Annotated in this window: 18 protein-coding genes; 8 read left to right on the forward strand and 10 right to left on the reverse strand. The window is 69.4% G+C overall.

Annotation, left to right across the window (positions count from 1 at the left end; genetic code table 11):
• The first annotated feature begins 102 nt into the window (after nt 1-102).
• Nucleotides 103-1,299, forward strand: a complete 1,197-nt coding sequence (locus tag Q664_RS27520; protein ID WP_043402248.1) for a J domain-containing protein — start codon at nt 103-105, stop codon at nt 1,297-1,299.
• Nucleotides 1,300-1,320: 21 nt separating this feature from the next.
• On the opposite strand, the gene Q664_RS58095 is transcribed toward Q664_RS27520, so the two are convergent.
• Nucleotides 1,321-1,890 carry a hypothetical protein gene (locus tag Q664_RS58095; RefSeq protein ID WP_152622373.1) on the reverse strand — a complete coding sequence of 190 codons (570 nt, stop codon included), beginning with the start codon at nt 1,888-1,890 and terminating at the stop codon, nt 1,321-1,323.
• 406 nt (nt 1,891-2,296) lie between these two features.
• Here Q664_RS58095 and Q664_RS27525 point away from each other — a divergent pair, with 406 nt between their 5' ends.
• Nucleotides 2,297-3,169 carry a serine hydrolase gene (locus tag Q664_RS27525; protein WP_043402200.1) on the forward strand — a complete coding sequence of 291 codons (873 nt, stop codon included), beginning with the start codon at nt 2,297-2,299 and terminating at the stop codon, nt 3,167-3,169.
• Between the two features lie 3 nt (nt 3,170-3,172).
• On the opposite strand, the gene Q664_RS27530 is transcribed toward Q664_RS27525, so the two are convergent.
• Together Q664_RS27530 and Q664_RS27535 are read right to left on the reverse strand one after the other, a co-directional pair.
• Nucleotides 3,173-3,694 carry a hypothetical protein gene (locus Q664_RS27530; protein WP_043402202.1) on the reverse strand — a complete coding sequence of 174 codons (522 nt, stop codon included), beginning with the start codon at nt 3,692-3,694 and terminating at the stop codon, nt 3,173-3,175.
• Nucleotides 3,695-3,853: 159 nt separating this feature from the next.
• Entirely contained in the window at nt 3,854-5,266 is a 1,413-nt protein-coding gene (locus Q664_RS27535) for an SPFH domain-containing protein (protein ID WP_075207528.1), read from the reverse strand.
• A gap of 122 nt (nt 5,267-5,388) precedes the next feature.
• On the opposite strand from Q664_RS27535, the gene Q664_RS27540 reads away from it, so the two are divergent.
• The 5 genes from Q664_RS27540 to Q664_RS27560 all read left to right on the forward strand — a co-directional run bounded on the left by Q664_RS27540 (nt 5,389) and on the right by Q664_RS27560 (nt 10,459).
• Nucleotides 5,389-6,096, forward strand: a complete 708-nt coding sequence (locus Q664_RS27540; RefSeq protein ID WP_043402252.1) for a response regulator transcription factor — start codon at nt 5,389-5,391, stop codon at nt 6,094-6,096.
• The gene (locus Q664_RS27545) at nt 6,065-7,723 is read left to right on the forward strand and encodes a sensor histidine kinase (protein ID WP_063934766.1); all 1,659 of its coding nucleotides are present in this window, start codon (nt 6,065-6,067) and stop codon (nt 7,721-7,723) included. Before Q664_RS27540 ends, Q664_RS27545 begins: the two co-directional genes overlap by 32 nt.
• A 116-nt stretch (nt 7,724-7,839) precedes the next feature.
• Entirely contained in the window at nt 7,840-8,400 is a 561-nt protein-coding gene (locus tag Q664_RS27550; protein WP_043402204.1) for a DUF2378 family protein, read from the forward strand.
• Nucleotides 8,401-8,474: 74 nt separating this feature from the next.
• Nucleotides 8,475-9,548 carry a hypothetical protein gene (locus tag Q664_RS27555; RefSeq protein ID WP_043402207.1) on the forward strand — a complete coding sequence of 358 codons (1,074 nt, stop codon included), beginning with the start codon at nt 8,475-8,477 and terminating at the stop codon, nt 9,546-9,548.
• Nucleotides 9,548-10,459, forward strand: a complete 912-nt coding sequence (locus Q664_RS27560) for a fumarylacetoacetate hydrolase family protein (protein WP_043402210.1) — start codon at nt 9,548-9,550, stop codon at nt 10,457-10,459. The genes Q664_RS27555 and Q664_RS27560 overlap by 1 nt, the downstream gene beginning before the upstream one ends.
• A gap of 1 nt (nt 10,460) precedes the next feature.
• Here the strand turns inward: Q664_RS27560 and Q664_RS27565 are convergent, their stop codons facing one another.
• From Q664_RS27565 to Q664_RS27575, 3 genes are read right to left on the reverse strand one after another with little or no spacing between them, the layout of a single operon-like run.
• A complete protein-coding gene (locus Q664_RS27565) occupies nt 10,461-11,513 on the reverse strand; it encodes an alpha/beta fold hydrolase (protein WP_235216897.1) in 1,053 nt (350 codons plus the stop codon).
• A 50-nt stretch (nt 11,514-11,563) separates the two neighbouring features.
• On the reverse strand, nt 11,564-13,120 hold the full coding sequence (locus Q664_RS27570) for a GMC family oxidoreductase N-terminal domain-containing protein (RefSeq protein ID WP_043402212.1): 1,557 nt from the start codon (nt 13,118-13,120) through the stop codon (nt 11,564-11,566).
• A gap of 9 nt (nt 13,121-13,129) precedes the next feature.
• On the reverse strand, nt 13,130-15,421 hold the full coding sequence (locus Q664_RS27575) for a GMC oxidoreductase (protein WP_043402213.1): 2,292 nt from the start codon (nt 15,419-15,421) through the stop codon (nt 13,130-13,132).
• Nucleotides 15,422-15,575: 154 nt separating this feature from the next.
• Here Q664_RS27575 and Q664_RS27580 point away from each other — a divergent pair, with 154 nt between their 5' ends.
• Nucleotides 15,576-16,892 carry a cytochrome P450 gene (locus Q664_RS27580; protein WP_043402260.1) on the forward strand — a complete coding sequence of 439 codons (1,317 nt, stop codon included), beginning with the start codon at nt 15,576-15,578 and terminating at the stop codon, nt 16,890-16,892.
• 99 nt (nt 16,893-16,991) lie between these two features.
• On the opposite strand, the gene Q664_RS62280 is transcribed toward Q664_RS27580, so the two are convergent.
• From Q664_RS62280 to Q664_RS27600, 4 genes are all read right to left on the reverse strand, one after another.
• A complete protein-coding gene (locus tag Q664_RS62280; protein WP_043402215.1) occupies nt 16,992-18,173 on the reverse strand; it encodes a hypothetical protein in 1,182 nt (393 codons plus the stop codon).
• A 3-nt stretch (nt 18,174-18,176) separates the two neighbouring features.
• Complete coding sequence (locus Q664_RS27590) at nt 18,177-19,490, reverse strand: hypothetical protein (RefSeq protein ID WP_043402220.1); 1,314 nt, start codon at nt 19,488-19,490, stop codon at nt 18,177-18,179.
• An 85-nt stretch (nt 19,491-19,575) separates the two neighbouring features.
• On the reverse strand, nt 19,576-20,970 hold the full coding sequence (locus tag Q664_RS27595; protein ID WP_043402224.1) for a hypothetical protein: 1,395 nt from the start codon (nt 20,968-20,970) through the stop codon (nt 19,576-19,578).
• Nucleotides 20,971-21,002: 32 nt separating this feature from the next.
• Nucleotides 21,003-21,518, reverse strand: a complete 516-nt coding sequence (locus tag Q664_RS27600; RefSeq protein WP_152622374.1) for a TetR/AcrR family transcriptional regulator — start codon at nt 21,516-21,518, stop codon at nt 21,003-21,005.
• Nucleotides 21,519-21,548: the final 30 nt, after the last annotated feature.

Below are 21,548 nucleotides of genomic sequence, written 5' to 3' on the forward strand. Positions count from 1 at the left end.
GTTGATAGGCCAGGAAATCCACTGGCCGTGAAGGGCTCCGCGTCAGGCGCCCGTGGGCAGCGGTTTCCGGGCATCACCTGGCCTCGGGCGTATACTGCGCCCATGTCCTCGTGCCCGTGCTGCCTGGAGGTCCTGACGCCCGCCCTGCTGGGACTCGGTGGCCGGCGGCTCGCGGGCAGCTGCGGGCTCTGTGGTGACGCGGTGTGCCAGCACTGCCTGCGCTCGGGCTCGCCGGACGTGGAGGTGCTCTTCCAGCACGCGGGCCCCGAAGGCATGAAGACGCCTCGGGGCTCGCGGAGGCAGGCCTGTGTCAGCTGCCTGTGGGATGCGCTCTCGGCTCGAGGCGGGACCCCGTCCTTCCCCGAGCCTCCGGGCCGGCGCAGGCGGGCGGAGCAGGCGGCCTGCACGCACCCTCAGGCGATCCGGTGGATGCGGTGCTGCCCCAGTTGCGGCCTGGAGCTGGAATGGGAGGCCGAGCACGGCAACCCCAGGTGCGACGCGTGTGGAGCTCCCTCGCACGAGGCCTTCAACGCCTGCTGGGCCTGCGGCGAGTCCTTCGAGGAGGAGAACGAAGCCCAGGACTCCGCCGAGGGCTATGCACTCGACTTCGACTGCCATTCCCGTCGGTGCGAGGGCAGGGTGGCATGGCTGATGCCGTACTGCCCCTGGTGCGCCACGGCGCAGCGCTGGCGGCCCTCCACCGAGGAGGGGGCGCCCGTGTGCGTGGGGTGCGAGGCGAAGCTCGAGCCCACCTGGGCTTTCTGCACCGCGTGCGGCGAGGAGGCTCCGCTGCCCGAGGAGTGCTTCTCGTGCGCGGCCTCGCTCGATCAGGTCGACTGCGCCGCGCGTTGCGAGCACTGCCGGCGGATGGTGTGTGGCGACTGCTTCGGCGACTACTCGCTGCCGGAGCCGCCACACCCGGTGCAGCCCGGAGTGAAGAAGGGTGCCAGCCCGGGTGCCCGAGAGCTGTTGCTGTGCACGGCGTGCGCGGAGGAGCTCGGGGCCAGGCCGCTCGTGGAGGAAGAACCTCCCGAGCCCGAAGAGCCCGAGTCCGAAGAGTCCGAGCCGCCCGCCGCCGCGAGGCCCGCCCCCAGCAGCCCATGGGAGGTGCTCGGCGTGGCTCCGGGCACGCCCCTGGCCGAGGTGAAGCGGGTCTACCTGGCCCTCATCACCCAGTACCACCCGGACAAGGTGGCGCAGCTGGGGCCGAAGCTCCAGGCGCTGGCCGCGGAGGAAACGCGCAAGCTCAATCAAGCGTGGAGCGAGCTGCGCCAGCGCGCGGACAGAGGGTCCGCGTAAGGGGGGCTCGCCCCGGTTACCCTAGTTCGTCAAAAAATAGTGAACATAAGAGCCGTCTTCGCAAGCGGCGGAAATAGCGGCAATCGGAATATCGCCATTGGCATCCTTGATGGACTGTCTGGATAAAGCGGTCGCATCTGTTCCTGTGAAGCCTACATACTTGTCCACGGTGACGTATTTCACGACATCGCCAAGGTTCAGCTTGCCAAGTGCAATGCAGGATTCAGGGGTGAGAGGACCTGTGGTGATGATGCCGAAATTGGGGCCAGGATGGAAAGCTGTCGCACCAAAAGTCATCTTGGCATTTGCTATGGGCAGGTTGTAGCTCTCAGTATCGGCTTTATAGCTTTCAGGTAGCACGCCAAAGGCCACGGCAATTTGACCGTTGAAGCCACTGATATCCCTCCCTGCGTAAAGGTCAGAAACCTTTTGGACAGCGGACACGACAAGGGTTTGAGTGTCTGTGATTCTGCGCTGGTTGGAGGTCGAGAGATAAAGAGTCATCGCCCCCCAAATGACAACGGCGGCGATGGCGAGTACCACCGCGACTTCCAAGCCTTTTTGTTGGGGGTTACGGAATTTGGTGAGCATTGCCTGGTGCGTCCTATCAGGAGTTGAGGGACCCTACAGCGCACCGTATCCAGCAAGGCACGTGCCTGCCCGTAACCGAGGGCCCTCGACGCGAGGGGGGTCTTGCTTTCCGGGCGAGGGAGGGCAGCCCGTGCGTTGGCGCGTCAGTCCGGTGGGCTGACGCGTCAGCGCGAAGTAGGGCGCGAGCCGTCACGTTGGACCAGGCCCGGTTCTCAGTCGTTTGTATGCTACGGTCGGCGGAGAACGCCACGTCGCGTGTGCTCTCCTCCGAGGTCTCGATGCGTCCACCCAGTCGACTCACGGTCAGGCCTCAACCCCGCTCCGCAACATCGGGAGATCTGGATCGAGGACCTGGACGGCTATGTCGTCGTTCTCGCCAGTCCTGATGGAGAGGCGAACTGAACCCATGCTTTCCACCGCGCTCATCGTCCTCCTCGCCGCGACCCCCTCCGGCACCGACCCCCTCCGCGCCTCCCTCCAGGAGCGCATCGCCCAGGTGAAGGGCGCCACGGTGGCCGTCGCCTATCGACACCTCGGCAACTCCAAGGAGTCGCTCTACCTGGAGGCCGATCGCTCCTTCCATGCGGCCAGCACCATGAAGGTGCCGGTGATGATCGAGTTCTTCCGCCAGGTGGATGCCGACAAGCTCTCCGTGAGCCAGGAGCTGACCCTCGCCAACCAGTTCGCCTCCATCGTGGATGGCTCGCCGTATGCCCTGGATGCCAAGGACGACGAGGATGCCTCCCTTTATGAGCGGCTCGGCAAGCCGGTGCCAGCGCGTGAGCTCGTCGAGCGGATGATCACCCGCTCGAGCAACCTGGCCACCAACACCGTCATCGCCCTGGTGGACGCCAAGCGCGTCACGAAGATGTTGCGCTCGCTCGGGGCCCGCCAGATGACCGTGTTGCGCGGCGTGGAGGATGGCAAGGCGTACCAGAAGGGCCTCAACAACACCGCGACGGCGCGGGACCTCGCCACGCTGATGACCGCCATAGAGCAGGGGAAGGCGGCGTCACCTGCCTCCACGCAGGCCATGCGCTCCATCCTCCTGGCCCAGGAGCTGAACCTGGAGATCCCCGCGGGCCTGCCGCCGGGTACGCCCGTGGCGCACAAGACGGGGCAGATCTCCGGCGTCCTCCACGACGCCGCCATCGTCTATCCGTCTGGCAAGACTCCCTATGTCCTCGTGGTGCTCACCAGCGGCATCCCCGACGAGAAGGTGGCCCGCTCGCTCATCGCGGACCTCTCCCGGCAGGTGTTCGCGCACGCGACGCGGTGACGCCTACTCGATGCCGAGCCAGTCCGGGGCGAAAGCCAGACCATAGGACAGCCGTGCGCCGAAGCAGCCCTCGTTTCCCCATCCGGCGCTCTGGGCCTCGCACTCGCTGATGAACGCCTCGAGGCCCTCGGAGCCCAGGGTGAGCTGCACCTCCCGGCCGCTCAGGCGCAGGGTGTCCTCGAGCCCATCGGCGCTCCACTGGATGACGAGCGGCCCGAGCCACTCCATGCGGGCTCCCGCCTCACGGAGCCGCTCCGCGACGTCGAAACCGGCGAAGGGCTTCTTCTTGGTGGACTTCAGGGTCCGGTGATCCGTCTCGTGGGAGATCCGGGCCACGTCCTCACGGGTGGCGGGCCTCGAGGCGAAGCGGCACGTCCCCTCCCGGCCATGCTCTCGCATCCGGCGCAGGCTCTTGATGATGGCCGCGTACCCGGACGGGGAGGCGTTGATGAAGATGTCCTCCACCCAGCGCCGGCCCTTCCAATCGGTCCGGCGCCAGAGGAACAGCTCGGTTTGACCTGTCATGGCCAATCCTCCAACCCGTAGCCCACTGCGTGGGCAGGGGATTCAACCCGGGTTCTCCCGATACCCTCACCCCGTCCCTCTCCCGGAGGGCGAGGGGAGATTGACGCGGTGTCAGCACGGTTTTTAGGAGTGCTCCTTCGTGGAGCTACCTCATGAGGCTCAGCTCTTCCGGTGCTCTGTCTGCTCGGGGGCAGCCGGTTCGCCCTCGGGTCGCATGGCTCCCACCAGCGCCATCATCTGCGCCACCAGGGTGGTCAGTGCCTGGCCCTCCTGGGCTCCCGCGCCTCCTCCGATGGTGACGGAGCGCAGCTCCTGGGGCCTGGGCATCTTCTCGGCGATGGCCGGCAGCAGCTCCACCATCCTCGCCTGGAGGTTGGCCGAACTGAGCCCGTTGAGGATGCGCTGGCGGTTCTCCAGCAGCTCCAGCTCCACCCGCTTCTGCCGGTTGGCCGCGGCCCGCTGCGTGTCGAGCAGCTCGATGGCCGCCAATGCCTCGCGCTTGCGCTGGGCGGCCTCGGCCTCCTGCTTCTGCTTCGTCAGATCCGCCTCCACCGCCAGGCGCGCCTTCTCCAGCTCGGCCGTCTGGAGCGCGGATTGCTGCCGCTCGACCGCCAGCTTCCGGGCGTCCTCCTCCTCGCGCTGCTGGCGCCGCAGCCGCTCGGTCTGATCGCGGTCGTATGCCTCCGCCTCCTTGTGTGCGCGAAGGATCGCCAGCTCGCCGTCGGTCTCCAGCCGCGTCCGCTCGCGCTGCTGCTCCACCTCCAGTTCCCGGTGGTTGATGGCCTCCTCCGTTTCCAGCGTGGCCAGCCGCGCCACGCGCTCGCGCTCGGCCCGGAAGGGCTTCTGCAGGCTCTCCCAGAGCCTCGCCGAGCTCACCACCGCCTCCTTGATCTGCACCGTGACGATGCGCAGCCCCAGACCCTTGTCGCCACCGCCGCCGCCCTCGGCCACGTGGCGCAGGCGCGCCGTGAGCTCCTCGATGATCGGCTGCTTGTCCGAGAGCACCGCGTCGATGCTCATGGTGGCCACCTTGTCCTTGATGGCCGCCTCGGCCTGCTCGCGCAGCTGCACGTTCACCACCCGCATCGGGTCCTCGGCGTCCGTGAAGTCGAGCTTCTTGTACGCGGTGGCGAAGTCCTCGATGATCCACTGCACGTAGCCCTGGACCAGCAGCCCCTGCAGCTCGCGGCAGATGCTGTGCGCGTTGATGAGGATGGTCTGCATGGCCCCCGGTACGACGAGGAACGAGTCCGTTCCCGGGTTGAAGCGGAAGGAGACGCCCAGGCCGATGTGCAGGGGCTGGGCGTGGCCCCGGCGGGTGTGCACGACGTAGGCGTTGGGTGGAACCACGACCGTCTTCCACCTCCAGAAGCCGGTGATGCGCACGTCCACGGCGTTGCCCGGAATCTCGCGAGGGGGCGCGGCGAGGGCCCGGGCGGCCCTGGGGGCCATCTGGGCCTGGGCCATGGGCATCACGGCCTTGCGTGCCTTCAGGTCCACCTCGAGGCGTTGCTGCTGCTCGCGGACCTGATCCAGGTACTCGTTCCTCACCGGCTCGTGGTTCATCGACATGCCCCCTTGCTCCGGAGGGGCGCCGGCCATCGGCACGCCGTACCCGGAAGTCTCGCGCGCATCTAATCAGACTGTTGCCGGGAATGGAGGGGGGCACGGCCCGTGATAGGTTCCAGGGTGCCGTGAGCGAACGTCCTTCCATCCTGGTGGTCGATGATGATCCGCACCTGCGCGAGGTGGTGGGTTTCGCCCTCTCGCAGGCGGGCTTCCACGTCGAGCAGGCCTCCAATGGACGCGTCGGCCTGGAGCAGGTGCGCCGCTCCGTGCCCGCGCTCATCGTCCTGGACATCATGATGCCCGAGATGGATGGGCTGGAGATGTGCCGCGAGGTCCGCCGCACCCACGAGGTCCCCATCGTGTTCCTCTCCTCGCGCGACGACGAGGTGGACCGGATCCTCGGATTGGAGCTGGGCGGGGATGACTACCTCGCCAAGCCCTTCAGCCCGCGCGAGCTGGTGGCGCGCATCAAGGCCGTGCTGCGGCGGGCCCGTGCCAACGCGAGCCCCACGCCCTCCGCGCCCGCTCCCTCGCCCGCCCAGGTGCTGCAGCGCGGGCCCCTGCGCATGGACCTGGACCTGTGGCGCGCGTACTGGAACGGCCAGGAGGTGGTGCTCACCGTCACCGAGTTCCACCTGCTCGCCGCGCTCCTGCGCGCGCCCGGCAAGGCCTTCACCCGCGACGAGCTGATGACGCGCGTCTACGAGGACGTGGTGGTGAGTGACCGCACCATCGACAGCCACGTGCGGCACATCCGGCAGAAGTTCGCCTCGGCCGGGGGCGAAGTCATCCAGACGGTGCATGGCCTTGGCTACCGGCTCGCGCTCCCCTGACCGCCAGCGCGCCCGCCCGCGCCTGTGGATGGTCTTCGCCGCGGTGGGGCTGGGGGCCCTGATCATCGCGCTGCTCGGCCTGGCGTTCGTCCGCGTCTACGACAACCAGCTCATCCGTCAGACGGAGAGCGAGCTCATCGCCCAGGGCGTCGTGGTCTCCTCGCTGTATGGCGAGTTGCTGCGCGAGAAGATCGGGGCGGAGGCATATGGCCTGACCCGGCTCTCTCCCTGGCCCTTCGCCTCGCCCGCGGACTCGAACCTGCGACCCATCCTTCCCTCGCTCAGGGCCTCGGACGAGGCACTGCCCGCGGTGGAGGAGCCCCCCGTCTCCGCCATCCCCGCGGAGCCCCGCGCACGCGAGGCGGGCGAGCAGCTCTCTCCGCTGCTCGCCCAGGTGCGGCGCTCCACGCTGGCCGGCATCCGCGTGGTGGACGCCCAGGGCGTGGTGGTGGCCAGCAGCTCCATGGGGCTGGGGACCACGCTGCTGGCGCGTCAGGAAGTCCAGCAGGCCCTCCGCGGCGAGCCCCGGAGCGTCCTGCGCCAGCGGCTCGCCGATCCCGAGGACGCACCGCTCGCCTCCCTGAGCCGGGACACCGGGGTGCGCGTCACGGTGGTGCTGCCGGTGCTCGAGGGCGAGCGGGTATGGGGCGCGGTGCTGCTCTCCCGTACGCCCATGACGTTCGCCAAGGCCCTCTACGCGGACCGGTGGAACCTCACGGCCACCGGGCTGGTGCTGCTGGGCGTGGTGGCGTTGATGTCGCTGGCCGCGGCGGCGCTGGTGGTCCGCCCGGTGAGGGCCCTGGTGCGGCAGACGCGCGCCATCGCCGCCAGCGCGCCCGAGGGCTTCGAGCCGGTGGCCCGCCCGGTGGTGGAGGAGCTCGCCGAGCTCTCCGAGTCCCTGGCCGGCATGGCCACGGCGTTGAGGGATCGCAACCAGTACATCCGCTCCTTCGCGGCCAACGTGTCGCACGAGTTCAAGACGCCGCTGGCCTCCATCCAGGGGGCGGTGGAGCTGCTGCGCGACAGCGCCGACGCCATGTCCCCCGAGCAGCGCGAGCGCTTCCTCGCCAACATCGACGCGGATGCCCGGCGGCTCACCCGGCTGGTGCAGCGGTTGTTGGAGCTGGCCCGGGCGGACTCGCTGGTGGCCCGTCCCTCGCGGACGGAGGTGGGCCCGCTGCTGGAGGCCCTGGCGGAGCGGGGCCGGGCTCGGGGGCTGGCCGTGGAGGTGGGGGCGGTACCCGCGGGGCTCGTCCTGGGCCTGCCCGCCGAGGTGCTGGAGGACATCCTCTGGCAGCTCATCACCAACGCCTCCCAGCATGGGGGCGAGGGGGTGCACGTGCGGCTGGAGGCGGACGTGGCGGGGGAGGGGAGGGGACGGGTGGTGGTGCGCGACGATGGTGGGGGCATCTCCGAGTCCAACCGGGCCCGCGTCTTCGACGCCTTCTTCACCACGGCGCGCGAGCGGGGAGGCACGGGGCTCGGCCTGACGATCGCCCAGTCGATGCTGCGGGCCTTCGGGGCCAGCCTGGAGCTGTTGCCATCGGGGCTACAACAGCAACGAGGGGTGGCTTTCGCGGTGGTGGAGGCGGCTCCCCGCTTGTGGACGGGCCCTGCCTCGGGCTAGACCCACACCGCCCGAGGTGGTCCCATGGTAGGCTGTGGTCATGACGCCAGAAGTGGGGTGCCTGCGTGCCAAGGGGGCCTGACCCAAGGGTCTGGGCACAGCAAGGAAGCAACACCATGTTCAAGAACGAGAGACTCGTTTTCGATCAGACCGTCGAGGGGCTTTTCGTCCGGGCCATCGGTCCGAAGATCACGCCCTCCCTCAAGCAGCAGCTGAAGCAGGCGGGGTTGGACCTGGACAAGAAGCTGTTGCCGGCCTACCCGGTCGAGGTGTGGGAGCAGTGCCTGTGCCTGGCGGCGAGGTCGTTGCACCCGGGCAAGCCGGAAGCGGACGCCATGCGGCTGCTGGGCGAGCGGCACATCGAGGGGTTCAGCGAGACGATGCTGGGCCGGGCCCTCTTCGGGGTGCTCCGGCTGCTCAACCGCAAGAAGCGGCTGGCGCGCGTGCGGCAGAACTTCCGCGCGGGCAACAACTACCAGGAAGTCATCATCACCGACGTGGGGCCCACCGAGGTGGACATGTGGTTGAACGAGCGCGGCATGCTGCGCCACTTCAAGCACGGCATCGTCCTGGGCACGGGGCGCTGCGCGGGGGACCTCGAGACGACCGCAGTGCTGCGCCATTTTGATGATGAGGGCGTAACCTTCCGCATCTCCTGGCCGGAGGAGAAGCGCTGACGGTGCTGCAACCCGTGCGCTTCTTGCCGGGTCACGTCGGCTCTGCGAAGGTTCGCGTATAGGGGGGTGACGGTATGCCGACGAGCGAGCAAGCCAACCTGCCGCGCTGGAAGAAGCAGGCGGGGTTCTTCGAGATCTGGTTCCTGTGTGTGCTCGATCCGGGTGGCGAGCGCGCCTGGTGGTTGCGCTACACCCTGTTCACGCCGGCGCCGGGCGCTCCGGGTGAGCCTCGGGCCACGCTGTGGGCCGCGGCCTTCGACTGTGGATCGCCCAACGAGCCCGCGGTGGCGGTGAAGGCCATCCATCCCCTCTCCGCCTTCGATCCGGGGACGCCGGGCCGCTTCGGCATCCGCATCGGGGACGCGGAGCTGGCGCCGGGCAAGTGCCATGGCAGTGTCGCCTCGGGCGGGCACTCCATCGCGTGGGATCTGCGCTACACCCCCGAGTCCGGCGAGGCCGTCCGGCGTACGCCGCGGGGCGTGGGGATGCTGCCGCTGGTCACGCACGTCAACCACGCCCAGGACGACCTCACCTTCAGCGGAACCGTCACCGTGGACGGCAAGCAGTTCGAGGTGCGCGGAGCTCCGGGGATGCAGAAGCACCTGTGGGGCCACCGGCGCATCGAGGAGCTGACGTGGCTGTACTGCCCGATCTTCCGCGAGGATCCGGAGGCCCGGCTGGAGGCCCTCACGGTCCGTCAACGGCGCGATCGGGGCCCGCGCCTCACGCCCATCTACCTGCGTACCTCGAAGGAGCAGCACACCTTCCATGAGGTGCCCGGTCTGCTGTTCACCAAGATGGAGGCGCCGCGTCCCGGTGAGCTGCTCTTCCAGGCGGCTTCGGCCACCGTGTCCGTGAAGGGGCGCGCGTGGTGCGATCCCCGGACGCTGGTGGGCTACGCATACAGGGATCCGGAGGGTTGGGACGTGCACGTGGCCCAGAGCGACGTGGCCAACTGCGAGCTGGAGTTCTTCACCCGCTCCCACCCGTACGCGGACTGGAAGCCGGACGGGAGGAAGCTCACCTCGGCCGTGGGTGCCCTGGAGTTCCATGGGCACGAGCGGATCGGCGGGGTGCGCTACATCGAGTGGGACGGCACCGTGCTGCCGGACCAGGAGGTGCCCCTCAAGGCGGCGGAGGGCACGTAATGCTGACGCTGGCGTCGCGCGCCGTCCCGGCCTCGATGGCGGCGCTGGACCCGGACCGTACGGCCGGACGCACGCGGCCCCTGGTGCTGTCGCCCAAGCGGGTGCATGCGCTCGGCCTCACCTACGCGGCCCACATCAACGAGACGGGCAGCGACGCGGGCGGCCCGGCCGTCTTCGCCAAGGACGCCGCGTCGTTGCTGGTGCGGGGGGACTCGGTGACGAGCCCCTCGCGCGACGCGATGCTGGCGGCGGTGGCGAGGCTGGACGCGGAGCTGTCCTCGCGGGTGGCCTCGCGCTTCCCGGAGCTGCCGCCCCTGCTGGACTACGAGGTGGAGCTGGGCCTGGTGCTGCTGGAGGACGTGCGCGCGGACGCGCTGGAGCGCCCGGACTTCGCGCCGCCGGTGGGCTACTTCCTCGCCAATGACGTGACGGCGCGCACGGTGCAGGTGCTCGGCGAGGGCCGGCCGGACCGGATGGCCTTCTGGGGCGCCGCCAAGAGCTTCCCGGGCTTCTTCGTGCCCGGGCCCGTCCTGTGGGTGCCGGAAGCGCCCCAGGCGGAGGCGTGCCTGGACGTGACGCTCACCCTCACGGTGAATGGGGAGGTACGGCAGCGGGGCCGGACGATGGAGCTCATCGCCTCGCCGCGCGAGCTGCTGCGGCTGGCCGCGCGCGCGGTGCCCTCGGGGCTGTTGGAGAAGGGCGACGCCGTGCTCACCGGGACGCCCTCGGGCGTGGCCTTCACGGTGCCCGCGTGGAAACGCAAGCTGGCGGCGCTGCTGCCGGGCCCCACCGCGAGGCTGTCCGCCGCGCTGCGCACCCACGCCACCAACCCCCGCATCCTGAAGGCCGGGGACGTGGTGGAGATGGACGGCGGAGTGCTGGGCCGACGCCGCATCACCCTCACCGGTTGAGTCAGGCCCGGGCGTCCAGCGCCTGGAGGATCACCGGGTAGGTGTCGCGCGAGGCGGTGCTTCCCATGAACGTGTCCAGGTGCCCGTACCCCGGGAGCATCTTGCGCTCGTAGAGCGCGGCCCCGTGGGCCTCCCGCAGCCACTCGTACGTCAGCTCCGAGGCGGTGGGCAGGTACGTCTGGTTGTGCTCGCCCACCACGAAGGTGATGGGGAGCTCGAGGTGCTTGGGATCCAGGTAGTCGGGCGGCTTCACGGTGCCATAGCGCCGGAGGTTCTCCTCCTTGCCGTAGTCGTAGCGCACCGCGTGTCCCGCCCGGGCCATCTGCGCCAGGTGGCGGAACGTCTGCATGTTGCAGCGGCCGAATTGCTCGTGCAGCCGCTCGTGCGTCTGGGTGTTCAGCCGTGCGTGCCGGTACAGGCGCCCGTACAGGAAGGAGAGCCGGTGGCACACCGTGCTGTCGCACTCCCGGTACACCAGGTCCACCATCTTGCCGAAGGCCGCCTGGAGCCTCGGGTTCTGGGTGCCCTCGTCCGGGGACATGTAGTTCACCGCCACGTCCAGGATGTCCGGCAGCCGCATCCGGGACTTGAGCAACGTGGAGCGCGGCACGCGGTGGTGCAGCGCCACCTGCGAGGCCACCACGTTGCGCACGTCCGGCAGGTACCCCGCCGCCAGCGACATGAAGAACGTCACCGAGCCGGCGCAGTGCACCACCGCCTGCACGCTGTCCGCCTTCGTCACCTCGCGCACCTTGCGCACGGCGGCGGGCATGTCGTGCTCGGCCGCCTCGTCCAGGGAGAACTGGCGCAGCGGCAGTTGCGTGCTGGCGCGCCAGTCCAGCAGCCACGTGTCGTAGCCATGGCGCGCCAGGTACTGCACGAAGTTCTCCGAGATGGTGGGCAGCTTGAACATGCCGCTCCACACCCCGGCCCCGTGCACCAGCAACACCGGGCCCTTCGTGCCGCCCTGGTAGCGGGTGAGCCGCAGCGGGACGCCGTCTCCCGCTTGCACCTCGTGCCGCTCGGCGGCCGGTAGCGTGTCCATGAGCCTCATGGCCCTCTCCTCGTTCACGGGGACGGCCCTGTCTCGGGCCGCCCGGGTTGTCAGAAGCCGCGCGCCGCGGCCTCGGCGATGCGCTCGGACACCGCGCTGATGGTCATCACCGGGTGGAAGCCGATGGAGCTGGGAATGACCGAGCCGTCCGCCACGTAGAGGCCGGGGTACTGGAACACCTCGCCCTCGGTGGACACCACGCCGCGCTCGGGGGACTCGGCCAGGTGCGCCCCGCCCAGCGAGTGCACCGTGAGGGGCTTCTTGAAGAGCTGCCAGGTGACGAGCGGCGCGTAGGTGCCGCCGTACTGGGCGGCCAACTCCCGCATGGACTTCTCCATCCGATCGACGAGCGCCTTGTTCTCCCCGGCGTAGTCCCACTCGATGTCCAGCCGGTTGCCCTTCATGACCATGCGCCCGTTGGCGTTGTCCCGGCCGATGCCGAAGAGGTTCGTCATGCGCGCCGGATCCGCCGCGTTGCGGGCCGGCTTGCTGAGCAGCCCCTTGGCGAAGGCCAGGTCGAGCGCCGGCCCCAGCAGCGGCCACAGCGGCGCGCCCAGGCCCTGGAGGAGCGGGATGATGTTCGGCTGCCCGAGGCCCGCAAGCACCTCCATGACGGGCTTGTTGAAGGTGGGGGCCGCCATGGTGAAGGAGGGCTCGGCGTCGAAGAAACGCATCACCGTGGAGACGTCCGGCCCCACCCAGGGCTCCAGGTCCTCGCGGCTGTTGAACACCGAGGCCAGGAAGTCACCGTTGCCCGAGTAGCCATGGCCCAACCGCGCGCTCAGCCTGGGCAGGGTGCGCGCCTTGTCGCGGCTGCGCAGGAGGATCTCCACCGTGCCCAGCGTCCCGGCGGACAGCACCACGCGGGCCCCCTCCACGAAGCGCTTCTGCCCGGAGACCAGGTCCTGGAAGTGCACCCGGTAGCCGCCGCCCGGTGCGGGCTCCACGTGGGACACCTGCATGCGCGGCCACACCGTGGCCCCGAGCGCCTCGGCCCGGGCCAGGTACGTCTGATCCATCGTCTGCTTGGAGCCGAACTGGCAGCCGAACTCGCACTCCGCGCAGAGCTGACACGCCTTGCGGCCGGGACCGGGCGACTCCGTCCATGCCACGGCCTCGGGCGGATCGAACACCTCCCGGCCCATGCGCTGGGCCGCGCTCCGCAGCACGTTGCGCTTGCGCAGGGAGATGGACTCGGGCACCGGCGCCAGCTTCAGCTCGCTGGCCACCTTGTCGTAGTAGGGCTCCAGCGAGGCGCGGGTATAGCTCCTGGGCCAGCGTGGATCCTCGAAGACGACGGGGTCCGGCCGCACGTGGATGTTGGCGTAGATGAGCGACCCGCCGCCCACGCCACTGGCCGCCGCCGTGCCAATGCCGGAGAGGAAACGCAGATCATAGAGGCCCTGGGCCTTCTCGCGGGAGGCGTGGCGCCAGAGCAGCTCGTTCGTGCGCGTCACGTCCCGGGGGAACTGCCCGGGGCTGTAGCGCCGGCCGCGCTCGAGCACCGCCACCGACTTGCCGGCCTGCGCCAGCCTCAAGGCGGAGATGGAGCCTCCAAAGCCGGAGCCCACCACCACCACGTCATACCGGTTCGCCATCGCAGCCATGTGTCTCTCCTAATCTTCCAGTCGTGGGCGGACGAAGACGTCCCACAGCGTGCCCAGGAACATCGAGCCGAAGCGCCAGTACGCCTCCGCCTTCGCCTGCGTCGAGGTGGTTCCGAGCACCTCGAAGGTGGTGAGTTGCTCGGCGAAGTCCTTCTTGTCGAGGCGGATGATGCCGCTGGACACCGCCGGCCCGTCCTTGTCCTTGCCCTGGCGGATCACCGTGTAGAGCGTAGCGGTCGCCCCCCACACGTCGAAGTCGCCCTGGTCCTTCACGACCTTGTACCCGTCGAGCAGGTAGGGCTGGCCGTCCTGGCCGATGAAGGGCAGCAGGTAGATCATCCGCCGCTCGTAGAAGCTGTCGGTGTCCACGAAGAGGTTGAAGACACCATTCTCCACCCTGGCGCCCTCGGGCGGGGTGAGGCCGGAGACGTGGACGACGCCCTGGGCGATGCCACCGTGGGCCGGCTCGGCCAGGAAGCGATCCAGGTTGGCCAGGGTGATGGTGACGGTGAACTCCGCCACGCGGTGGGCGCTCTGTCCCGCCTTCTCCGCGCCCGTGTAGTCCCCGGCGGGCGTGTGGCCCGGTGAATGGAAGCCCCTCATCCGCTCGGTGAAGCGCATGCCCACCACCGGGCTGGTGGAAGCCACCGTGCCGCCCACCGGGATGGTCACCTTGCCGATCAGATCCTCGCGGGGCGTGGCGAGGGCCCGCTCCGGCGCCTTCCAGTCCGGGTGGTCGAGGATGACGCGGATGGCCTTCTCCACGTTGCGCTCGGCCACGGCGGCGATGGTGGACGCGGGGTTGACGCCGGTGCTGGAGGGCAGGGCGGCGCCGTCCAGCACGTACAGCCCGGGGTAGCCGTGCACCTCACCGTTCGGGTCCGTGACGCCGTAGGCCTCGTCCTCGGCCATGACGCAGCCGCCCAGGTTGTGCACGGACACGGGGACGTGGAGCCGCTCCCACAGCGGGTTGTAGGCCATCCGCGCCCCGAGGGCCTTCGCGATGTCCTGACAGAGCTGCTCCTGCGTGCGGTACAGCGGCAGGTTGGAGGGCACGTCCCACTTCGCCTGCAGCTCGCGCGTGAGGGGCACCAGCTCCAGCTTCCCGTTCGACTTGTCCCGGCCCATGGCCAGGAACACCGACTGGAAGCGCCCACGCTCGCCGTCGATGGACGACATCTCCTTCGCGCGCTGGCGGAACACCTTCACCAGCTCCCGTTGCATCAGGTCCGTGGGGATCCGCGCGAGGCCCTGCGCCGGGTTGAGCATCTGGAGGGCCCCCGCGACCTGCACCGGGTGTCCACCCTCCTGGAAGAGGAACCACTGCTTGTTCGGCCCCTGGCCCTCGTCCACCACGATGCTGGTGGTGATGGTGGGCCCCACCGCCGGATCCCACGGCTCGCGTGTGTCGAAGGCGAAGGCGAGCAGATCCCCATTGGCCGAGTAGCGGTAGCCCAGCGTGTCACTGAGCTCGTGCAACGTGCCCGAGTCGTCCCGGCAGCGCAGCAGCAGCTCCGTGGTGTTCACCGCGCCCGCGCACAGGAAGACGCGCCGCGCGTCCACCGTGCGCTCCACCCCGTCCGCGGAGTGGTCCTTGTAGGTGACGCGGTATCCCGGCGAGAGCGGCTCGATGTCGATGGCCTCGGCCTGGGTGGTCACCTGTGCACCGCGCTGCTCGGCGACGGCCAGGTAGTTGAGATCCAGCGTGTTCTTCGCCCGGACGTTGCAGCCGATGTCGCACTCGCCGCAGTAGTTGCAGCCCTCCTGCGCCACGCCGAACTTGTTGGGCATGGACTCGCCGGCGGGGGTGAAGCGCACGGCCAGGTCCGGGTGGAAGAACTGCGCCTCGCGCCCGAGCTTCTGCGCCACCTCGCGCATGCGCTTCGTCTTGGTGGGCAGCCCCCGCGCGGACGTGGTGATGGGCTGCACGTCCAGCATGTACGCGACCAGATCGTAGTACGGATCCAACATCGCCCGGCCGTAGCCCGCGGGCCAGCCGTTGGCGAAGGTCTCCTCGGGCGGGCGCAGGTGCACGTTGGCGTAGATGAGCGAGCCACCGCCATAGCCGGCCGACTGCACCACGCTCATGCCCGACAGCAGCTTCACGTCGAGCAGGCCCTGGTTGTGCCTCCACAGCCAGCCGTTGAGCGGATTGTCCCAGTCACGCGGGAAGCCACCCTTGGGATAGCGTCGGCCACGCTCCAGTACACGCACCGACAGGCCCGCCTGCGCCAGCCGGCAGGCCGCCACCGCACCCCCAAAGCCGGTGCCAATGACCAGGGCATCGTACGTCTCGGTCATGTCTACCCCCCTGTGGAGCCGCCTCTCCCCTGGGAGAGTGTGGGTGGATGTCAGGGCTCCGGAAGCGTCGGGACTTTAACACGGCGCGGCGCCCATGGCATACGACCAGACCATGGAAATACCGGCCTCTCCCGAGAACCCGCCTGGCTCCTCAGTGGATGTCTCCCGACTGCCGCTACCGCCCGGCAGCTCGGGTCTCCCGCTGCTGGGCGAGACGCTCGCCTTCATCCGCGACAGCGGGAAGTTCCTCGAGGAGCGCCGCCGGCTCCATGGGGATGTCTTCCGCTCCCACGTGCTGGGCGAGCCCATCGTCTTCCTGGTCGGTCCCGAGGCCAACCGGTGGATCTTCGCCGGCGAGAACAAGTACCTGCGCAATCGCTGGCACCTGAGCGCCCGGAAGCTGCTGGGCAAGCAGTCCGTCGCGATGATCAATGGCAGCGCCCACCTGGAGCGCCGCCGCCTGCTCGCCCCCCACTTCACCTACGCCTCCATGCGCCACTTCGTGCCGCGCATCGAGGCTCTCGTCCATCAGCACCTCGAGCAGTGGCTCTCGGCGAAGCAGCCGTTCAAGGCCGTGGACGCCGTGCGCGCGCTCGTGTTCGAGGTGGCCATCGTCCTCCTGGTGGGCGAGAGCCGGGTGGACGCGGCCTACATGAGCCGCCTGTTCAAGCGATGGGTGGCGGGCCTCTTCTCCGCCGTGCCGGTGGACATCCCCTTCACCACCTTTGGCAGGGGAGTCGCCGCCGAGAAGGAGATGCGCGAGTACCTCACCCCGCTCGTGGCCGAGCGCGAGAAGCTGGCCGAGCAGCCCCCCGACACCCTCGGCTCACTCCTGTCCGCCCGGGATGAGCAGGGCCAGCCGCTGCCTCGAGACACCGTCCTCGACGAGCTCGAGCTCCTGCTCTTCGCGGGCCATGACACCACGGTGACGGCCACCTCCAACCTGATGATGATGCTGGCCCGCCACCCGGAGGTGCTGGAGCGGTGCCGCCAGGAGCAGCAGCTGGCGGAGAAGGGGCCGCTGACGCTGGAGTCGCTCCGGGCCATGCCCTACCTGCACCAGGTCATCCAGGAGGTGATGCGTGTCATCCCCCCTGTCGCGGGAGCCTTCCGGGTGACGACGCAGGACGTGGCCTACGGGGGCTATCGCATCCCCAAGGGATGGCAGATATCCCTGAGCATCCGCGGCACGCACCGGGGCGCCCCGTGGACGTCCCCCGAGCGGTTCGATCCGGATCGCATGGGCTCCGAGCGCAACGAGCAGAAGTCACAGGGGGCCTACATTCCCTTCGGCGGTGGCCCGCGGGTGTGCGTCGGGCAGCACTTCGCCATGGTGGAGATGGCCGTGGTCGCCGCACTGCTGCTGCGCGGCTATCAGTGGGAGCTCGTTCCCGGGCAGGACCTGAGCCTCATTCCCTTCCCGATCCCGCTCCCGCGTGACGGACTCCTCGTGCGTTTCTCGCGGCGCTGAGCGTCAGGAGGGAGCCCTCCGGGCGCGAGGTCGAGCAACTGGTCCGACTGTTGGACCAGTTGGTGAATCGCGCGCCCGGGAGGCTCGCGGGCCGGCAGCTCACCGGAAGTAGCTCTGGGAGATGTCCACCGAGTAGCCCAGCTCCAGCGTGGGTGCGGAGGCCGCCACCAGGTACTGGCGGAAGTGGATCACCTTGCCGGGCAGTGGCGTCTGCGTCTCCAGTCCGCCGCCCGCTTCCGTCTCCTCGTACTGCTCCATGCTGCCGCCCTCGCGCCGGTAGTTGAAGACGGCCGGGAAGTGGGCCCGCGCCTGGACCGTGGCCACCGGCCAGGACACCCGGGGCAGCGCCAGCTTCAGCCTGCCGGACAGGTGGAAGACGCCCAGGTCCCTCGCCAGCACCACCTCCAGCGAGGCCTCCGTCTCCCCGAACCGCGCCGGGGCCACCTTCAGTGTCAGCTTGCCGTCCTTCCCGGCGGGCACCAGCGGCACTGAATCGAGCAGTACCCGCTCGAGGCGGTGGCCCTCGGGGAGCTCCAGCTCGAGCTCCTGCTCGCGATCCAACCGCAGCGCGTAGCGCACGCGCACCGATGCCTTGCCCTCCAACGTGGACACCCAGGAGGCGTGGGCCTCGGGGATGCTCGGCTCCAGCGGCGGCCGCACCACCTGGCGGGCCACCTTCGGCGCCACGGCCGTGCGCCAGCCGATCCGCAGCACGCCCTGCCGCGGGTACACCTCGGAGTCCTCACCTCCGGAGGCGGGAGGCTCGGTCACGGTGAAGGCCGTGGCATCCGCCTCCAGCCGCAGCGGCACCGGGGTGACGTGGGGGCCGAAGCGCAGCTGCACCTGGCGCTCGGGAGCGCTGCTCGAGGGCCGCAACGCGAGGCTGACGTCGAAGCTGTAGCGGCCGGGCTCGCGCGTCACCAGGGTGAGCTGGTCCTCCAGCGCGCCCACCGTGGCGTTCTCCAGCGTGGGGAGCGACGTCAGGTACGTGTCCGCGTCGAGCCGCAGCAGCCGCACCTGTGTCCAGCGCTCGCTGGCGAGCACCTCCACCTCGAAGTGGGCGTCCACCAGCAGGGCGTCCGCGGTGAGGCGTCCCTTGAGCTGGCTCTTCACCACCAACGCGTCCGTGGGCGGAGCGGGCGGCGCCTGCTCCGGGCGCTTCGCATACAGCGGGAGCAGCTCCTCGAGGGGAACGGTCGCGGAGCCCGAGACCGCCGGGGTGAAGGGGGAGCTCGCCGAAGCGGTCAGCAGCAATCCGAGTACGAGAGAAGAAGTCCACATGGTTCACCTGGCTTCCTGGGCGATGGGGGCGTGCGGCGGCTCACCGCCGGGGGGGAGATCCGAGAGCAGGGCCCGCACACTGGCGCGGGTGGAGAGGGCCATCAGGCCGAGCAGCGCCGCGAGGATCTCCAACGTGTAGATGAGGCCGGTGTAGCCCTGGAGGATGACGGCGGTGGTGGGCACCACGAGCGTGGCTCCCCAGACGCCCGCCAGGTGGGCGGTCCGCTCCTGGGGGTAGAGGCGCTTCACGTAGACGACCACCGCCGCGCCGAGGCCGAGGGTGGCCACCCCATAGGCCACGTAGAAGTTCATGAAGGCCGCGAGGTAGGCCAGCAGCACGAAGAAGAAGCCGTACGCGGAAGCCAGCAGGTACGACTCGTAGAAGGCGAGCGGCCGGCGGTGGCGGATGCCGAAGGCGGCCAGCAGGGCCAGCAGGGCGAGGAAGGGCACCCAGGCGCGGCCCGCCATGGTGGAGATGACGAGATCATACGCCTCCACCGAGGGGAGGATGACGCCGAGGTTCACGCCCGACTCGAGCGACTGGAAGGCCCAATCGAGTGCCACCGTGCCGCGCCCGGCCTCCACCTGGGTGGCCGAGAGCACCTGGGGTGGATAGTCGAAGTTCTCGCCTCCCTCGACGGCCATGTGCAGCCGCACGTCACGGGCTGGCAGGGCGGGATCCAGCTTGTAGATGAAGGAGTCGAGCCCCCGGGCGCGGTAGCGGATGGCGAAGGTGTTGGTCGCGCCCTGGGAGATGCGGCCCGTCCAGACGAGCCGGTTGCCGGACTCGCCGAGATCCAGATCCGACTCGGCGCCGTTGACGAGGAACTGCAGCTCCGAGAGGAGCACCTGGGACTTGTCCACCTCGATGGGGAAGATGAAGGCCACGTCGATGTCGTGGCCCTCGCGATTGACGACGGCGTAGTCGGCCGAGAGCGTGAAGTCGAAGCCGGAGAAGTAGCGCAGGCCGCGCTTGCGGTAGTTCATCCGGGACTGCACCTGCACGTGCTGCTTGTCGAAGGGCAGGGGCTTGAGCTCGGTGAAGATGGTGCCGCTCTGCACGTAGCGCAGCGAGGGCGCTGGCTGGACGACGGGGGCGCCCCAGCGCTCCTCCACGTCCCGGGCCAGCTCCGAGCTGGCGAAGTCCGTCCGGTCCGCCACCTGGCCGGCGATGACCGCGGTGGCGAAGACGACGATGAGGAGGCTGCCGAAGACGTGGTGGCGGACGAGCCACCCGAGCGCCCGCCGGACCGGCGAGCTCGCCGGCGGGCGCGGTGGCGTGGGCGGAGGCGGGGGAGGAAGGGTGTCTGGGCTCATGGACCCAGAGTGGGGCAGGGGGGTGCAATGGGAATGGATGCCCCGTGCACCCCCCGAGGAATGTTCGTGCAGAATTCGTGGAGGACTACGGCAGGGTGAACAGACAGCGGGTGATGGGCACGATCAGGTCCGCCAGCACATAGAGGTAGTACGTCCTGCCACTCACCAGCGAGTCGGGCCGGCCGGACGCCGGGAAGCGCTGCGACAGGCCCGTGGGGACCACTCCGTACCGCACCGTTCCGCTCGACACGGGTGTCCCATCCGTCGGCACGTCGATGCGCCAGAGCGTGCCCGTGGGCAGATCCAGGTTCGGCGGCACCGTCGGAGACGTGGCGTCCGCCTCGAGCACGTACACGTAACGCGCCTTGCCACCCCTCCAGGACAGCGTCCCATCCGCGGCGACCCCCTCGCCGTTCTCGCAGAGCGTGGGCCGGTAGAAACGCTGCTCATCCAGCGGTCCCGCCCCATACGTCTGGCCGGCGAAGTCCTCGCGCTTGTAGCCCCGGTGGAAGAGCTCGGACTCGAAGAAGCTCATCATCCGCACCGGATCCGTCGTGACGAAGATGGAGTCGTGGGGGTTCTCGGGCCCCGCTCGCGAGAAGCCGTTGTTCTGCTCACGCGGGTAGGTGCCGAAGCCCACCGTGTTGATCCACCCGGCGCCCATGGCCAGGCCCCTCGGGTTGAAGGAGTTGAGGAAGTTGCCCGGCGACTCGACGTACCAGTTCGACGGACCCTTGGGCGCACGCGTCGAGTGGCAGCAGACACAGGCCGTCGACTCGATCTGCGACCTCACCCAGTTGGCCTCCGCGACGTACGCCGCATCCCCCATGCGCGCATCCTCCCGCTCCGCGTTCTCCGCCGGCGGCACCGGATAGTACGGGCGCTGCGTGCGCACGCGATCGCAGCTCGCGTAGTCCATGAAGCTACGGCCCAGCTCGGTGGCTCCGGAGATCATCTCCCACGTGCAGACCTTCCCGCCCGGCGACATCCCGGGGGGCTCGCCCGGCTTGGGGTCGACACAGTTGAGCACCGGCTGCTGGAACGTGGGCAGCCCCGTGCCCCCACCGCTGTCCTGCACCTGCCCACCGCACACGGGCGCCGGATCGAACACGCCTCCGCCGAACAGCTCGCACCCGCGCTGCATGGAGCCGCACTTCTGCGCGTCCACACCGGGGAAGCTGATGCGCGTCCACCTGTCGTCCTCGCCTCCCAGGAAGCAGTAGCCCAGCCGCTCCTCCAGGTTGCAGGCCGAGCCCAGCACCGCCGTCGAGCCCTGGTCCTTGCAGTCCTCCACCGCGGCCTCGTCGGTCCACTCACCGACATAGTCCCGGCACTCCTCGAGGCTGCTGAACCGGTTCATATAGACGCAGTGGCCCACCACCTTCTCCGGCACGGTGGGGACTTCCCCCCCTCCGCCGCACTGACAACCCGTCACGAGGCAAAGCACGACCAGCACCGTCGATAAACGCGGTGAAAGCATGGACAACTCCCCTGTTGGAATGCGGTGTGGAACTAGCTCTTCGTGTAGCCCTTCAAGAAGCCATCCAGGTGCTGCTCGATGAAGTGCTCCATGACGAGCGGACGGCACCGGCGGCCCTGCAATTGGTGCTGGTGGAAGAGCGCCAGCAGCACCGGAGACATCAGCGCGAGCGCGGCCACCCGCGCATTGGGCACGGACAGCTCTCCTCGCGTGTGGAAGACAATCAGCAGCTCCTCGACCGAGCTCAGCGTGGGCTCGAGGATCGACGAGACGTAGATCTGCCCGAGCTCCGAGTCGGCCATGCCCTCGGCGAAGCCCGTGGCGTGCATGCCGCCCAGGGCCCCGGACCACGCGGCGGCGACCTGTCCCAGCAGTTGCGAGAAGGCCTCCCTCGCCGGCAGATCCGCCAGGGTCTTCGCCCAGGCCTGGCGCTCCTGTCCGAACTTCAACAGGTACTCGAAGGCGGCCTGCACCACGCCCTGGCGATCGCCGAAGTAGTGCCTCAGCGTCCCGGCGTCCACCCCGGCGCCCTCCGCGAGCACTCGCATGCGTCGGGTGCGAGCCGCCCGACATGAGCA

The sequence above is a fragment of the Archangium violaceum Cb vi76 genome (assembly GCF_000733295.1).
Lineage (GTDB): Bacteria > Myxococcota > Myxococcia > Myxococcales > Myxococcaceae > Archangium > Archangium violaceum.

Excerpts from the sequence above, each read along its gene's own strand:
- Q664_RS27530 (WP_043402202.1), bottom strand. The coding sequence starts at position 3,694 with ATGACAGGTCAAACCGAGCTGTTCCTCTGGCGCCGGACCGATTGGAAG.
- Q664_RS58095 (WP_152622373.1), bottom strand. The coding sequence starts at position 1,890 with ATGCTCACCAAATTCCGTAACCCCCAACAAAAAGGCTTGGAAGTCGCG.
- Q664_RS27545 (WP_063934766.1), top strand. The coding sequence starts at position 6,065 with ATGGCCTTGGCTACCGGCTCGCGCTCCCCTGACCGCCAGCGCGCCCGC.
- Q664_RS27550 (WP_043402204.1), top strand. The coding sequence starts at position 7,840 with ATGTTCAAGAACGAGAGACTCGTTTTCGATCAGACCGTCGAGGGGCTT.
- Q664_RS27535 (WP_075207528.1), bottom strand. The coding sequence starts at position 5,266 with ATGTCGATGAACCACGAGCCGGTGAGGAACGAGTACCTGGATCAGGTC.
- Q664_RS27570 (WP_043402212.1), bottom strand. The coding sequence starts at position 13,120 with ATGGCTGCGATGGCGAACCGGTATGACGTGGTGGTGGTGGGCTCCGGC.
- Q664_RS27525 (WP_043402200.1), top strand. The coding sequence starts at position 2,297 with ATGCTTTCCACCGCGCTCATCGTCCTCCTCGCCGCGACCCCCTCCGGC.
- Q664_RS62280 (WP_043402215.1), bottom strand. The coding sequence starts at position 18,173 with ATGTGGACTTCTTCTCTCGTACTCGGATTGCTGCTGACCGCTTCGGCG.
- Q664_RS27575 (WP_043402213.1), bottom strand. The coding sequence starts at position 15,421 with ATGACCGAGACGTACGATGCCCTGGTCATTGGCACCGGCTTTGGGGGT.
- Q664_RS27560 (WP_043402210.1), top strand. The coding sequence starts at position 9,548 with ATGCTGACGCTGGCGTCGCGCGCCGTCCCGGCCTCGATGGCGGCGCTG.
- Q664_RS27555 (WP_043402207.1), top strand. The coding sequence starts at position 8,475 with ATGCCGACGAGCGAGCAAGCCAACCTGCCGCGCTGGAAGAAGCAGGCG.
- Q664_RS27600 (WP_152622374.1), bottom strand. The coding sequence starts at position 21,518 with ATGCGAGTGCTCGCGGAGGGCGCCGGGGTGGACGCCGGGACGCTGAGG.
- Q664_RS27595 (WP_043402224.1), bottom strand. The coding sequence starts at position 20,970 with ATGCTTTCACCGCGTTTATCGACGGTGCTGGTCGTGCTTTGCCTCGTG.
- Q664_RS27565 (WP_235216897.1), bottom strand. The coding sequence starts at position 11,513 with ATGAGGCTCATGGACACGCTACCGGCCGCCGAGCGGCACGAGGTGCAA.
- Q664_RS27520 (WP_043402248.1), top strand. The coding sequence starts at position 103 with ATGTCCTCGTGCCCGTGCTGCCTGGAGGTCCTGACGCCCGCCCTGCTG.
- Q664_RS27590 (WP_043402220.1), bottom strand. The coding sequence starts at position 19,490 with ATGAGCCCAGACACCCTTCCTCCCCCGCCTCCGCCCACGCCACCGCGC.